Here is a 14,836-nt window from a genome sequence, read left to right on the forward strand (position 1 = left end):
AAAGAAGAAAACTACTATTCAAAAATCACATATTCCCTTAGCTTACCAAGTGTATTCGGGTGGTTTGATTTTGTTCATACGCAAATAAAGATTGGCTTTGGCCCTATGGTTGGTCAAATGATCTTGCACATAGAAAAATGCAAATGCTCTACTTACCGTGTTACCACTATGGTACATAACACAGGTTTCATCTAATTTAGATTGCTCAATGCTGTAAATTACTTCAGTGGTATATGAAAATCCTTTTTCCAACAAGTCTATAATTTCTTTCTTGCTCATTACGGTAGCATCTGGGGTATTTGGCTTTACTTCCATACCTTGTACATATCGTTTGGTCAACAATTCGATGGTGTAGCCAATGTGTACCATCTGTTCCGCAAAAGACTTGCTTTGTGGAGTTGGTTTATAACTGTAAAGTTCTTCGGGCATAGCTTTTGCAACTTCGAGACAGTGTTCTTTCGCCTCTAACCATACCGGAAGATACATTTTGGTAAAGTTGGTTTTAGGTGTCTTATCGTTTTGTGCGAACACTATGGCTGTCACCAATAAAAGAAGGAACGTACTAAAAATTTTTCTGCTCATTGGACAACTAAGATTTTAAGTTCTTGCCAAAAGGGCTTGATTAATTTTTTTGACAATTGCAGGGCCTTCATAAATGAACCCTGTATACAACTGAATCAAATCTGCACCCGCATCCAGTTTTTCCAGAGCGTCTTCAGGAGAGTGAATCCCCCCTACTCCAATTATGGGAAATGCTTTGTTACTCTTTTCTGCTAACAATCGAATCACTTCAGTGCTTCTTTTGGCCAAAGGTTTTCCACTTAGCCCCCCCTTTTCTTCAACAATGGTCAAATGCGATTTAAGATTTTCCCTAGAAATAGTTGTATTGGTGGCTATAACCCCATCAATAGCGGTATCCTTCATTATACCAACAATATCCAGCAATTGGTCATCGGTCAAGTCAGGTGCTATTTTTAATAAAATCGGTTTTTCCTTTACACTGTTTTTCTTGGCAAGTTTGCCGTTTTGTCGCTTTAGCTTATTAAGCAACTCCGTAAGCGGTTTTCTATCTTGTAGTTCCCTTAAACCAGGTGTGTTTGGTGAGCTAACATTCACCACAAAATAATCTACATGCTCAAAAAGTGCATCAAAACAAATAAGGTAATCCTTAATGGCGCTTTTATTGGGAGTAACCTTGTTCTTACCAATATTACCACCTATTAACACTCGATGCTTCTTTTTTAACTGCTCAACTGCTTCAAAAACCCCTTTATTGTTGAACCCCATACGATTAATGATAGCTTCGTCATTTATCAATCGAAAAAGGCGTTTTTTGGGATTTCCATCTTGTGGTTTAGGAGTTAAAGTGCCTATCTCTATAAAACCAAAACCCAAATCGGACAGTTCATTATACAATTTGGCATCTTTGTCAAAGCCAGCTGCGAGACCGACCGGGTTTTTAAATTTTAACCCAAAAACCTCTCGTTCCAGTTTAGAATCATTAATCACATAAGCTTTTCTGAACAACCTCCCCAAACCCAACCTTGAGAAGAACTTTATGGCTCCAAAAGAAAAATGATGTACAGCTTCAGCATCAAATAAAAATAGGATTGGACGGATGAGAATTTTGTACATCTTACATATTTTCCACAAAAATATAAACTCTACATACAGAATTCATCGAATTGACTTTTTTTCGTTAATCCGTTTTCAGCATATGTATAAAAATGCAAATTGGTTGCATCGTATTATATGATTTTGTTCAGTTTCTTTACTAAAAAAGTTGTTTTAACTACGTCAATTTTTCAAAGCTTTGAAAGATACTTTTTAGCTTTCGTTTTTTCATAAAATCACGATTGAATAAACGTTATTTTTGATGAAACGCACATTATGGAAAAATTACTACCCCGATTTCTAGAATATGTGTCCATCGACACGCAAAGCGACCCTAACTCTAAAACCACACCGAGTACCAAAAAACAGTGGGATTTGGCAAAAAAGTTAGTGGTAGAGCTCCATCAAATAGGAATGCAAGAAGTCTCTATAGATGAGAATGCCTATATCATGGCCACACTGCCCAGTAATATCGAAAAAAAGGTACCCACTATTGGTTTTATCTCTCATTTTGATACCACCCCAGATTTTACGGGGACAAATGTTCAGCCACAACTGACAAAGGATTATGATGGAAAAGATATTATCCTCAATCAGGATAAGAATATTGTGCTGTCACCAGATTATTTTGAAGATTTACTGCTATACCAAGGTCAGACCTTAATTACTACGGATGGAACAACATTACTGGGCGCAGATGATAAGGCGGGCATAGCAGAAATCATTACTGCTATGGAACACTTGATTAAAAATCCCGAAATAAAGCATGGTAAAATCAGAATAGCTTTTACACCCGATGAGGAAATAGGTAGGGGAGCACACAAGTTCGATGTGGAAAAATTTGGTGCAGCTTGGGCATATACCATGGATGGAAGTCAAGTAGGCGAACTTGAATTTGAAAACTTTAATGCGGCAAGTGCAAAAATTAAGATTGAAGGTAAAAGCGTACACCCTGGTTATGCCAAAAACAAAATGGTAAATGCCATTGGAATTGCCAATGAGTTCTTAAGTCTTCTCCCACCTCATGAAGTCCCGGAACACACTACGGGCCGCGAAGGTTTTTTTCATGTGCACAAGATTAAGGGCGAAATTGAAAAAGTAGAAATAGAACTTATCATAAGAGATCATGATAAAGAACACTTTGAGGCCAGAAAAGAATTATTGAACGATATCGCCCTAAAGCTGGCAAAGAAATACGGAGACTTCATTACACTCAACATCGAGGATCAGTATAAAAACATGTGCGAAAAGGTAGAACCTGTGTTCCATATCGTAGAAATTGCCAAAGATGCCATGGAAGCTTTGGGAATAGAGCCTATTATTAAACCAATACGCGGAGGAACTGATGGTTCTCAACTAAGTTTTATGGGATTACCATGTCCAAATATATTTGCGGGTGGGCATAATTTTCATGGAAAATACGAATATGTACCTTTGGAAAGCATGGAAAAAGCAGCCCAGGTAATCGTGAAGATTTGTGAGCTAACTGCCGTTCAAATAAAGTAATCATGGAAAAAACCGATAAGCTTGATGCATACTATAATGAAGAACACCAATTTAAAAAAGGGATTGCGGTACTTAGAAAATTGGCGTTACAAACAAATTGTACAGAAGACTATAAATGGAACATTCCAATTTATACAGTAAATGGTAAAAATATCTTTGGGATATGTAGATTTAAAAATCATTTTGGGGTATGGTTTTTCAATGGAGTTTTTCTAAAGGACCCAAAAAATGTTCTACGCAATGCCCAAGAAGGAAAAACAAAGGGGATGCGCCATTGGAACTTTTATTCTATAAATGAAATTGATTCAAAAAGTGTATTGCAATACATGATGGAATCTATCGAAAATCAAAAACAAGGAAAGGAAATTAAGATTGAGAGAACAAGAAAAGAGATAGAAATCCCTACGTTGTTGATTGACAAATTATCACAAAGTGATGGTTTAAAGTCTTCCTTTGAAAAATTATCTCTTTCCAAGCAAAAGGAATTTTGCAACTATGTTGCGGAGGCAAAACAAGAGAAAACAAAAATCCGTAGGTTGGACAAAATTGTTCCTATGATACAAAAAGGTGTTGGATTAAACGACGCTTATAAATAATAAAAAAGCACCTGGTTTCAGGTGCTTTCTGTTTTCAAAATTCATTATAAATTACTTCTTCTTTTCGGGAGTGTTCAGTTTCTTGCTCATTTCCAACGAAATAGCAGAACGATCAAACTTTAAGCGGCCTGCCATAGTTTCAATGACACAGGAATAATCTTTGTCGTTCAACTCAACAACTTTTCCATGAAGTCCACTTTTTGTTATGATACGGTCTCCTTTCTTTAGCTCCGAAGCAAATTTCTTCTCATCCTTCTGACGTTTGATCTGTGGGCGGATCATAAAAAAATACGCCACTATAAAAATCAATATCAGTGGTAAAAACTGTCCAATGTTTTCCATTCAGGTGGTATCGCTATTTAACAGGACCTACCGCCTGCGCAGCATCCTTTGGATTAACAAAAGCCTTGATTCTCAAAAGTTCAGAACCTTTTTCAGTGTTTGCGGTAACAGTCACTGTTTTGGTAACTTGATTTTGACCTGACCCATTGAATTTAACCAACAGTTCACCTGTAGCTCCCGGTGCAATTGGTGTATTCTTCGGATACTCAGGAATGGTACAACCACAGCTACTTTTAGCATCTGTAATAATTAAAGGTGCATTTCCTGTATTGGTGAATTTAAAGATGGTCTCTTGAGGTGTTCCTTGTGCTATGGTTCCAAAATCGTGTTCAGATTTTTCAAAACTCATTACTGGAAGTTGCTTTTGTGCTTCATCTCTACTGGTAGCACTTTCTACATTATCAGCAACTATTTTACTGGTGGCCTTATCCTTGCACGAAATAAAAACGAGGGATACTACCAAAATCAAACTTAAAAAAGATGTTATTTGTTTCATGTTAAGTAATTATTTTTTTCAAAATTAAAAAAATATTGTTTATTGTAGTCCTCTTCCCATTTTTTGTAGCTGCCCAGTGGACTTATATTCCTTTGCCAATTTGTCAAGTACGCCATTAATGAAAATACTGCTCTTTGGTGTTGAATACTCTTTTGCAATTTCCAAATACTCGTTTAGCGTAACTTTTTCCGGTATGGATGAAAAATTAAGCAATTCGCATATGGCCATTTTTAAGATTATGGAATCGATCTCGGCAATACGGTCATTATCCCAATTGGGCGTTTTGCCTTCTATTTCTTTTTCCCATTTTGCATCGTTCAACAATGTCTTGGTCAATAGCTGATTTGCATACTGCAAATCTTGCTCATCTTTTAAGAGTTCAGGTAAAAAGAACGTTTCATTTACAGTGGCATTGGCTTTTCGCAACCGTTTGACCAAATAGGTGTTTACAATAGGGATATCATCAATCCATGTAAGCTTATCGTCCTCAAAATATTCATATATCTTTTCATTCGGCGCAATTACATTCTTGAAAAGTTCAATAATCATAGTTTTGTCCGTGTCATAAGAACTTTTTTCGCTCGACATGTACGTTTTGTAGATATCACTAGCTACAACTTCCTTGTAGATAATTTTAACATACTCTTCATTAAGATACCAATTATTGAGTTTTCTTCCTTCCAGTTCCCTTTTCAGTGACTTGTTATTGGAGATTTGGAGTAAGAGTTCGTTTTCTATAAACTTTTTCCTGTTTGGGTATGCATCCTCTTCAGTGGCGAGATACTTTGTAGAGGCATGCTTTGCATGTTTTTCCGCTAGCCGATGAAGCTCGACCAATAGGCTTAGCATGAGCAAATAAAGCACATACATATTTTCGATACTTACTTTCAGGAATTTTTCCTGCTTCTCTAAAGAATCGTCCTTAGATTGAATCAATGCATAAATACATTGCATTACTTTTACTCTGATATGCCTTCTCGTAAGCATTTTTAAAGAACTTTTAAAGTCGTTATTTGGCTTTCTCAGCGCAAAAGTAATCTTATATTTCCACCCAACCTACCAAAGTTGTTTTCTTATTGGTTTTATAACATTTACTTTGTGGGTAAACCTATATATTTGCCGTGCTATCGAACTATCTTCAAAATCTAAATCGATTTTTTCCCTTTTATGAAGGAACTAAAACACCTGAACAAATACTTTAAAAAGTACTGGTTAAAACTATTGTTGGGTATTCTTATTACAATAGTGGCCCGTGTTTTTTCGCTTATAATGCCTTCCTATGTGAACAAATCCATTCAGGCGGTCGAAGATTTTATATCGAACACGATTCCCGTATCGGAAGCCAAAGGGATATTGTTCGAATATATTTTAATAATCGTAGGTGCCGCACTGCTTTCTGGTCTTTTTACCTTTTTGATGCGGCAAACGATTATAAATGTCTCCCGTTATATTGAATACGATTTGAAAAATGAGGTCTTTGATCATTATCAATTCTTAAACCTTAACTTCTATAAAAAGAATCGTATTGGGGATTTAATGAACCGAATCAGTGAGGATGTCAACCAAGTTCGAATGTACGGTGGACCGGCCATTATGTATGGGATACAGACCATTACACTCTTTGTTTGTTTAATTCCATTGATGTTCATAAAAGCTCCGACCTTGGCAGCTTATACCTTGCTGCCGCTGCCGTTTTTATCGGTCCTGATATACCAAATCAGTAAAATCATACATAAAAGAAGCACAAAAGTTCAAGAATACCTGTCCACACTTTCAACGTTTACTCAGGAATCGTTCTCTGGGGTAGCGGTAATAAAAGCGTACGGACTTGAACCAAAAATAAATGCTGAACTCAGTGATTTGGCTTTAGAAGGAAAAAATACCAGTATGGATTTGGCAAAGGTAAATGCCTGGTTTTTCCCATTGATGATTCTACTTATTGGAGTTAGCAATATTTTTGTTATCTACATTGGCGGAAAACAATATATAAATGGTGAAATCGCAACTATTGGTATTATAGCTGAGTTTATCCTGTATGTAAATATGTTGACCTGGCCAGTGGCCATAGTGGGGTGGCTTACCTCAATTATACAACGAGCCGAGGCCTCACAAAAAAGAATCAACCAGTTTTTAAAGGTGCAGCCAACCATCAAAAATGAGGTTCAAGAAGCTACTCCAATCAAGGGAGATATAGAATTTAAAAATGTGACCTTCACTTATGAAGATACGGATATAACCGCTTTGGAAAATATTTCTTTTCATATAAGAGCTGGTGAAACCGTAGCTTTTTTAGGAAAAACAGGTTCTGGAAAGTCTACTATTTTGGATTTAGTGGCCCGTTTATACGATGTGTCTTCCGGTGAAATATTGATTGATGGCACTCCTATACATCAATTAAATTTAAATAGTCTGCGAAGTGCTACCGGGGCGGTACCACAGGATGCCTTTCTTTTTTCAGATACCATTGCAAACAACATCCGTTTTGGTGATGAAGACGCTTCTTTTGAAGATATTGTCACAGTTGCAAAGAAAGCTGTAGTACACGAAAATATAGAAGGTTTCACTAAAAAATACGACACGATTCTAGGCGAACGGGGCATCACCCTAAGTGGAGGGCAAAAACAGCGTGTCTCTATAGCCCGAGCGTTGTTAAAAGACCCAAGAATATACCTTTTTGATGATTGCCTTTCTGCAGTGGATACCGAAACTGAAGAAGAAATACTTAATAATCTAAAGCAGCTGTCCGAAGAGAAAACCACCTTATTGGTAAGCCATAGAGTATCGACAGCAAAAAATGCCGATAAGATTATTGTACTCGAAAATGGCAAAATATTGCAGGAAGGAACACATGAGCAATTGAACAGTGCAGAAGGATACTATAAAGAATTGTATCTTAACCAACTCTCCGAGAAAGAATAATAAAAAAGTTGCTGTTTTAGCTTTTTTTTTACATTTTTGGTAGAATTATTCATCATTGCACTAAATTATACTAGACCATATGGGAGATAAAGATATAATGGACCAAGAGGAAATTTACTCCAAAGTCTTAAGGGCCGGGAGAAGAACTTACTTTTTCGATGTAAGAAGTACTAAAGCCGGTGACTATTATCTGACCATCACAGAAAGCAAAAAATTTACCCATGACGATGGTTCCTTTCATTACAAAAAGCATAAAATATACTTGTATAAAGAGGATTTTACCGCTTTCAAGGATATCATGGAAGAAATGATGGACTACATCATAGACGAAAAAGGACAAGAAGTTATTTCGGAACGCCATCAAAAAGATTTTAAGAAAGAAGAAGAGAGTAGCCCAAATGATGGCGAGACCAAGAGCAATTTTACCGATGTAGATTTTGATGATATCTAAGTAGAAACTTTAAAAAAACCTTAAAACGACCTGTATTACGCAGGTCGTTTTTTATTTTTAACAACTAACTAACTTAAAGAGAATTTAATGCGATTAATCTGCTCCTTGCTTTTTGTATTCTTCTGCTTTACCCTTACTGCCCAAAATGTAACATTGGATTATTATCTACCTGATGATGTTACTTATGACCAAAATATTCCAAAACCATCAGAAATTATTGGACATGAAGTTGGGGAGTGGCATGTAACGCATGATAAACTTATGTTCTATATGCAACAACTGGCTGCTTCCAGTGATAGGATAACTATAGAAAATCGTGGAGAAACATTTGAGGGCAGACCTATACTTTTACTTACGATTACCACACCTGAAAATCATCAGAATATTGAAAATATACGGCAACAACATATTGGGCTGTCCGAGGGAAATACTGGTCTGAATACATCTGAAATACCCATCATAGTGTATCAAGGATTTTCCATTCACGGAAATGAACCAAGTGGGTCCAACGCTTCTTTGGCCTATGCTTATTATTTGGCTGCGGCACAGGGTCCAGAAATTGAAGCCATGCTGGACAATATGGTCGTTCTATTGGACCCCTGTTTTAATCCTGATGGGCTCCAGCGTTTTGCGTATTGGGCCAATGTAAATAAAAGCAAGAATCTGAACCCTGACAACAACGAAAGAGAGTATCATGAAGTATGGCCAGGAGGAAGAACGAATCATTACTGGTTTGATATGAACCGTGATTGGCTACCTGTTCAATTACCCGAAAGTAGGGCACGTATTGAAACGTTCCATAAATGGTTACCCAACATCCTTACCGACCATCACGAAATGGGAACAAACTCAACATTTTTCTTTCAACCGGGAGAACCAAGCAGGGTAAACCCGTTGACGCCAAAAATCAATCAAGAGCTCACAAAGGAAATTGGAACCTATCATGCCAAGGCATTGGATAAAATAGGCTCGTTGTATTATTCAGAGGAAAACTATGACGATTATTATTACGGAAAAGGCTCTACTTTTCCAGATGTAAACGGTAGCATAGGTATTCTTTTTGAACAAGGAAGCTCAAGAGGGCATATTCAAGAAAGTGAAAACGGCATCTTAACGTTTCCGTTCACTATTCGGAATCAATTCACAACTGCCATGTCAACCATAGAGGCCGCCAAAAACATGCGTACCAAAATACTTGACTATCAACAAAAGTTTTATGGCGATATGCGCAATGAAGCGGCCAAGAGCAAAACAAAAGCAATTGTCTTTGGTGATAGCAAGGATGCCTACAAAACATGGCATTTAGCCGAAATATTGAACAGGCACAAGATAAAATTTCACGAGTTGGCCTCTGACACCAAAATTGGAGGGGAAACGTATAAAAAAGGATATAGCTATGTGGTTCCCATGAATCAAAAAAATCCGAGACTTATCAATGCTATGTTCGAGAAAAGAACAACCTTCCAAGACAGTCTTTTTTATGACATATCCGCTTGGACTTTTCCTTTGGCGTTCAATTTAGATTATGCAAACCTTACTTCACTATCCAATGCAGGTGATGAAGTAATAGATTTTAAACCTCCTAGTGGCGGAGTCGATAAGCAAAGTAATTATGCTTACCTATTTGAATGGAACGAATACTATTCTCCAAAAGTGCTGAACAAAATTTTAGAAAAGGGGTTAAGGGCAAAAACGGCTAAATCTCCATTTACTTTGGAAGGGAAAGATTATGATTACGGTACTATTATGATACCAGTGCATAATCAGGAAATGAATCCCAAGGAACTGCATGGTTTTTTAAATGAAATTGCCAAAGAAAGTGGTATTAAAATCACAGCTGTTTCCACTGGCCTTACGCAAGGAATCGACTTGGGAAGCAATGATTTTGACCCTATCGAAAAACAAAAAGTGGCAATTTTAGTGGGCGATGGTATACGCCCTTACGACGCAGGCGAAATCTGGCATCTTTTCGATACGCGTTACGACATAAAAATCACAAAAATAGATACCCGTTACTTTAATACAGTGGATTTAACGGAATACTCAGATTTAATCATTCCCAGTGGTTGGAGGAGTAGCATTTTGGATAAAAAAGGAGCGGAAAAAATTAAAAGTTGGGTAAAGAGCGGCGGTACTATCATTGGATATAGAAACACCGCCAATTGGTTTAAAAAACATGAGTTCTTAAAACTACAAATGAAGGAAGATACATTGGTCGCCAAAAATATTCCATTTGATCGTAAACGCGATTTTAGTGGGGCACAAGTCACTGGTGGTGCAATCTTTGAAGCTAAACTAGACCGCTCCCACCCCATCAATTATGGTTATAAAAATGATAAATTGGCATTGTTCCGAAATACCAATATTTATTTAAAGCCAGAAAAAAACAGCTACGATAATCCAATCCAATATACCAACGACCCATTGTTGAGCGGTTACATTTCCGAAGAGAATGAAGAACTCATCAAGAACAGTGTACCTTTTAAAGTAAAAAGAATGGGAAAAGGAAGGGTTGTTCTATTTACGGATAATACTAATTTTAGGGCGTTTTGGTATGGAACCAATAAGTTGCTCATGAACGCTATTTTCTTTGGACAAATGATGTAATCAAATCTATCTAATGGCTCGTACACTAAGTAATATGTTGCCTTTGGGCACAAAAGCACCATCATTCACCCTCCATGATACCGTGACGGATAAATCTCGCACCCTTGAAGAATTGAAAGGTGAAAACGGTACATTGATCATGTTTATTTGCAACCATTGTCCATTTGTGATCCATGTTAACCCAGAGATTTCCAAAATGGGAAGAGCCTACCAAGGTAAGGGCATAAATTTTATAGCTATTTCCAGTAACGATATTGTCAACTATCCACAAGATGCACCTCACTTAATGAAGCTGAAAGCTAAAGAAGCGGAGTATTCGTTTCCGTACCTGTATGATGAATCGCAAGAAGTAGCCAAAGCATACGATGCGGCATGCACTCCAGATTTTTATCTTTTTGATGCAACCTTAGAACTGGTCTATAGAGGTCAATTGGACGACTCCAGGCCTGGCAATGGAATCCCGGTCACTGGTTCAGATTTAAGAGGAGCGATGAATTCGCTTTTAAATAGTGAAGCCATTAGTGCTAATCAAAAACCAAGTATTGGTTGCAACATAAAATGGATTGATACGATTTAATGTTCACCTTCATAAATCGGGAGTACTAAAAACTAAAAAATGGAGATTACGTTGGAACCTGTAACCGCTACAACGATGAGCGATTATATTGCTGTAGGGACAAAATCGTACAAAGAACATTACCTTCATTTATGGGAAAGTGAAAACCCAACCCCATATATCGAAAAAAGTTTCACCAAAGACGTAGTCAAAACTGAATTGGCGAATGCGAATATGGTCCACTTTTTAGTGAAAGCTGAACATACAACTATAGGAATTGTTAAGCTTGTGATAGATTGCCCATTAGATGAACTTCCAGCAAACGATTTGGTATTGATTGAAAAAATCTACTTGCTACGAGAATTTTCTGGTAAAGGAAACGGAAAAAAAGCATTGCAATTAATTGAAGCTTATGCAAAAGGGCTCAGGAAAAAGATGATATGGTTGGACACCATGAAAAAAGCAAACGCCATCAACTTTTATATAAAGAATGGTTTTCAGATAAAAAGGGAAAGTGAACTTACACTTAAAGGGGTAAAACCGTCAGAAAAAGCGATATGGATTTTAACCAAATCCATTTAAATTACCAGCCTTCTCTTTCGATTAAATTTTTAATATGTGCAAAATGGTGGCTACCATGCCAAGCATAGCGACCCACATTTTCCAATAAGGTTGTTTCCTCATCCCCCACCGGATGTATAAATTTTCGCTGAAGTTGCTCACTGGAAAGCCCTTTTAGCAGGTAAACCAATTTGGCATGGACAGCTTTAAGATGGTCCAGTGACATTTGAATGGGTGCAGTCTTTGCATCGAATAATTTGGACCACTCTTTCTCAAAATAAGGTTTTATAACGGGTGTATCTTCCGTTAGAGCCCATTTAAATCGTATGTAACTGTGGTGGTGGCTGTCCGAAATATGATGTATCAGCTGCCTAACGGTCCATCCATCAGGCCTATATGGAGTCTCTAATTGTTGAGGGGTAAGCGGAATTACCATGTCATGCAATCGCTTGGGCAAATTTTCCAATATGGCAATCCATTCCTTTAAATGATTTTCAGTAATCTTCTCAGGAACCTCATATGTACCAATGGGATATCGTAGTTTTTCCAATATATCATTTTCCATAGGTTAAAAATAACAAACTTTCATGTTTATCGCCCTAGTTACTTAGCTTGTGCCCTTCAAAGCTCAAAACTTTAATACACTTTTAACGAGAACTAAAACATTAAGAAAAACAATCTACTAATTTTGTAGGGTAATTTATTATTCAATTTTAACAAAATATATATGGCTACAATTAGATTAGGCGATACAGCTCCCGATTTTACTGCTGAAACTTCACAAGGAGCATTAAATTTTTATGATTACCTAGGTGATGGGTGGGGAATATTGTTTTCCCATCCTGCAGATTTTACACCAGTTTGCACTACAGAATTGGGAACAGCGGCCAAATTCAAGGATGAGTTTGAAAAGCGCAATGTAAAAATAATGGCCTTGAGTGTAGATGGTGCGGAATCTCATGCTGAATGGATAAAAGACATCAACGAAACTCAAGATACTATAGTTAATTTTCCGATTATAGCGGACGAAGATAGAAAGGTGTCCGATTTGTACGATATGATCCACCCTAACGCGGACGATACGCTAACAGTACGTTCGGTTTTCATCGTCGACCCCGACAAAAAAGTTAAGCTAATCTTAACCTATCCAGCTTCGACCGGACGTAATTTTTATGAGTTATTGCGCGTAATTGATTCATTACAATTAACTGCGCACCATAAAGTTGCGACACCGGCAAACTGGGAACATGGAGAAAAAGTGGTTGTAAGTCCATCAATACCAACCCAAGAGGCGAAGGAGATTTTTTCCAAAGGAGTTGAAGAAGTCAAGCCTTACCTGCGTTTAACACCGGACCCGACAGCGTAGAAAACTTTTCAAAAAAAAATAAAAAATCCTAGTTTCCAATAAATTAACTGTACATTTGCAGCTCAAATTAATTTTTAGTTTTTATTATGAGTAAAGGAACAGTAAAATTCTTCAATGATTCAAAAGGCTATGGCTTTATTACTGAAGAAGGTTCAAACACAGATCACTTCGTACACGTTTCAGGCTTAATTGACGAAATTAGAGAAGGTGACGCCGTAGAATTCGAACTACAGCAAGGTAAAAAAGGATTGAACGCCGTAAATGTACAAGTTATAGATTAAGGTAACAGCACACTTTTTTATAAGACAAACCCAAGCTAATGCTTGGGTTTTTTTATTTACTTTTTGTTTAACCTAAACGCAACCTCTTCACTTTTTTTCATCTAAACATTAAACAAACCAAGCTTTCCCACATTTTAAATAGACAACACTATGGGAACCTTTTTTGCAATTCTATCAGTTTTACTGGTAGTTAATATAGTATTGCTTTTATTGAGTCTGACTGGTTCTAAGAAGTAAACTTTTATGATTCTTTCACTTAATGAAAGCCCCGAATAATGCTATTGTACAATATAGTAGGGTTTTTTTCCGTTCGGTTGTTGTTAGGATAGGACAATTATCTACGAAAAATAATATAGGTTACAGATGGGCACATTTTTTACAGTTTTACTTTTATTACTAGCACTTAACCTTTGTCTGTTATTGGTAAGTGTAAATAAGTCAAAATAAAAGCTCCCAAGATTTGAGAGCTTTTGTTTATTTTGAAGTTAAATAGTTTTATTTAACGTTCATCAATTCAACGTCAAATATCAAAGTCGCATCAGGAGGAATAACTCCACCGGCACCAGCACTACCGTAAGCCAAATGTGATGGTATTACAAAACGAGCTTTATCACCCACTTTTAATAACGCAATACCTTCATCCCATCCAGAAATTACTTGGCCTACGCCCAACGTAAAATCTATAGGTTCATTTCTACTGTACGAGGAGTCAAAAACTTGTCCGTTCGTTAAGCTACCTTCGTAGTGTACCGATACCGTTTTACCTTTTTCCGCTTTTGCTCCACTACCCTGTTGAATCATTTGATAACGCAGACCAGATTCAGTTGTATCAAAACCAGCTGCTAATTTTTCCATTTCTGTTTCTGCCTGTGCCTTTTGTTCTGCAATCCGCTTCTCCCTAGCTCCTTCAAAAGTTCTAAATGCTTCAATGGCATTCCAACTTTCTGCTTCAGACCCTACTCTTACAATTTCAAGTGTTTCAAGAACATCGTTTTGGGCAATGGCATCAACAACTTCTTGTCCATGTTCCACAAAACCAAAGACGGTATGTTTGTTATCTAACCAAGGCGTAGCAACATGCGTTATAAAAAACTGACTGCCATTGGTTCCAGGACCTGCATTGGCCATGGATAGTACTCCCGGTCCTTCATGCGTAAGTTCTGTGTGAAATTCATCATCGAACTTATATCCAGGATCACCAGTTCCCGTTCCTTGAGGACATCCTCCTTGAATCATAAAATCCTGTATGACACGGTGAAACTTAAGTCCATCATAGTAGGGCTTCCCTTGTGGTTTGCTACCATTTTCCATATTGCCCTCTGCCAAGGCTACAAAGTTGCCTACCGTACCAGGGGTTTTATCATGGGTCAATTTTACTAAAATCTCCCCTTTTGTAGTATTAAATTTTGCGTAAATTCCGTCTTGCATCTCTTTTCTATTATAGTATTAACCTGAAATTTTAAAGAATGCAAAGGTAGCGGTTTTATTGATTGTCCACAGGATCAAAAAAGACATCAATTTGAAATCTAGAAAAATAGAAA

16 protein-coding genes are annotated in these 14,836 nt (G+C 37.1%); 9 read left to right on the forward strand and 7 right to left on the reverse strand.

Annotated elements, in window-relative coordinates:
- Nucleotides 1-42: 42 nt before the first annotated feature.
- Both KIM67_RS04165 and KIM67_RS04170 read right to left on the reverse strand, forming a co-directional pair.
- Nucleotides 43-582 carry a DinB family protein gene (locus tag KIM67_RS04165; RefSeq protein ID WP_213830099.1) on the reverse strand — a complete coding sequence of 180 codons (540 nt, stop codon included), beginning with the start codon at nt 580-582 and terminating at the stop codon, nt 43-45.
- A 15-nt stretch (nt 583-597) separates the two neighbouring features.
- A complete protein-coding gene (locus KIM67_RS04170) occupies nt 598-1,635 on the reverse strand; it encodes a quinone-dependent dihydroorotate dehydrogenase (RefSeq protein WP_213830100.1) in 1,038 nt (345 codons plus the stop codon).
- Between the two features lie 255 nt (nt 1,636-1,890).
- Here KIM67_RS04170 and pepT point away from each other — a divergent pair, with 255 nt between their 5' ends.
- Nucleotides 1,891-3,120 (forward strand): peptidase T, encoded by a 1,230-nt coding sequence (pepT, locus tag KIM67_RS04175; RefSeq protein WP_213830101.1) that lies wholly within the window; start codon nt 1,891-1,893, stop codon nt 3,118-3,120.
- A 2-nt stretch (nt 3,121-3,122) separates the two neighbouring features.
- Nucleotides 3,123-3,716, forward strand: a complete 594-nt coding sequence (locus KIM67_RS04180; protein ID WP_213830102.1) for a YdeI family protein — start codon at nt 3,123-3,125, stop codon at nt 3,714-3,716.
- Nucleotides 3,717-3,767: 51 nt separating this feature from the next.
- On the opposite strand, the gene yajC is transcribed toward KIM67_RS04180, so the two are convergent.
- From yajC to nusB, 3 genes are read right to left on the reverse strand one after another with little or no spacing between them, the layout of a single operon-like run.
- Complete coding sequence (gene yajC, locus KIM67_RS04185) at nt 3,768-4,058, reverse strand: preprotein translocase subunit YajC (RefSeq protein WP_163418195.1); 291 nt, start codon at nt 4,056-4,058, stop codon at nt 3,768-3,770.
- Nucleotides 4,059-4,071: 13 nt separating this feature from the next.
- Nucleotides 4,072-4,554: a DUF1573 domain-containing protein gene (locus KIM67_RS04190; protein ID WP_213830103.1), complete on the reverse strand. Its 483-nt coding sequence runs from the start codon at nt 4,552-4,554 to the stop codon at nt 4,072-4,074.
- 39 nt (nt 4,555-4,593) lie between these two features.
- Nucleotides 4,594-5,541 carry a transcription antitermination factor NusB gene (nusB, locus tag KIM67_RS04195; protein WP_213830104.1) on the reverse strand — a complete coding sequence of 316 codons (948 nt, stop codon included), beginning with the start codon at nt 5,539-5,541 and terminating at the stop codon, nt 4,594-4,596.
- Between the two features lie 180 nt (nt 5,542-5,721).
- Here nusB and KIM67_RS04200 point away from each other — a divergent pair, with 180 nt between their 5' ends.
- From KIM67_RS04200 to KIM67_RS04220, 5 genes are all read left to right on the forward strand, one after another.
- Nucleotides 5,722-7,473 (forward strand): ABC transporter ATP-binding protein, encoded by a 1,752-nt coding sequence (locus KIM67_RS04200; protein WP_213830105.1) that lies wholly within the window; start codon nt 5,722-5,724, stop codon nt 7,471-7,473.
- A gap of 79 nt (nt 7,474-7,552) precedes the next feature.
- The gene (locus KIM67_RS04205) at nt 7,553-7,924 is read left to right on the forward strand and encodes a PUR family DNA/RNA-binding protein (RefSeq protein WP_213830106.1); all 372 of its coding nucleotides are present in this window, start codon (nt 7,553-7,555) and stop codon (nt 7,922-7,924) included.
- An 87-nt stretch (nt 7,925-8,011) separates the two neighbouring features.
- Nucleotides 8,012-10,531 (forward strand): M14 family zinc carboxypeptidase, encoded by a 2,520-nt coding sequence (locus tag KIM67_RS04210; protein WP_213830107.1) that lies wholly within the window; start codon nt 8,012-8,014, stop codon nt 10,529-10,531.
- A 13-nt stretch (nt 10,532-10,544) separates the two neighbouring features.
- Nucleotides 10,545-11,108, forward strand: a complete 564-nt coding sequence (locus KIM67_RS04215) for a thioredoxin family protein (RefSeq protein WP_213830108.1) — start codon at nt 10,545-10,547, stop codon at nt 11,106-11,108.
- Between the two features lie 39 nt (nt 11,109-11,147).
- Nucleotides 11,148-11,669 carry a GNAT family N-acetyltransferase gene (locus KIM67_RS04220; RefSeq protein WP_213830109.1) on the forward strand — a complete coding sequence of 174 codons (522 nt, stop codon included), beginning with the start codon at nt 11,148-11,150 and terminating at the stop codon, nt 11,667-11,669.
- A gap of 1 nt (nt 11,670) precedes the next feature.
- Here the strand turns inward: KIM67_RS04220 and KIM67_RS04225 are convergent, their stop codons facing one another.
- Nucleotides 11,671-12,213 (reverse strand): YfiT family bacillithiol transferase, encoded by a 543-nt coding sequence (locus KIM67_RS04225; protein ID WP_213830110.1) that lies wholly within the window; start codon nt 12,211-12,213, stop codon nt 11,671-11,673.
- 162 nt (nt 12,214-12,375) lie between these two features.
- Here KIM67_RS04225 and KIM67_RS04230 point away from each other — a divergent pair, with 162 nt between their 5' ends.
- Nucleotides 12,376-13,014, forward strand: coding sequence for a peroxiredoxin (locus KIM67_RS04230; protein ID WP_213830111.1), 639 nt, complete (start codon nt 12,376-12,378; stop codon nt 13,012-13,014).
- An 86-nt stretch (nt 13,015-13,100) separates the two neighbouring features.
- Nucleotides 13,101-13,295 (forward strand): cold-shock protein, encoded by a 195-nt coding sequence (locus tag KIM67_RS04235; RefSeq protein WP_055397609.1) that lies wholly within the window; start codon nt 13,101-13,103, stop codon nt 13,293-13,295.
- Nucleotides 13,296-13,790: 495 nt separating this feature from the next.
- Here KIM67_RS04235 and KIM67_RS04240 read toward each other — a convergent pair whose 3' ends face one another.
- Nucleotides 13,791-14,723 carry a peptidylprolyl isomerase gene (locus tag KIM67_RS04240; protein ID WP_213830112.1) on the reverse strand — a complete coding sequence of 311 codons (933 nt, stop codon included), beginning with the start codon at nt 14,721-14,723 and terminating at the stop codon, nt 13,791-13,793.
- Between the last annotated feature and the right edge of the window lie 113 nt (nt 14,724-14,836).

This window comes from Flagellimonas sp. 389 (assembly GCF_018449435.1).
GTDB lineage: Bacteria > Bacteroidota > Bacteroidia > Flavobacteriales > Flavobacteriaceae > Flagellimonas.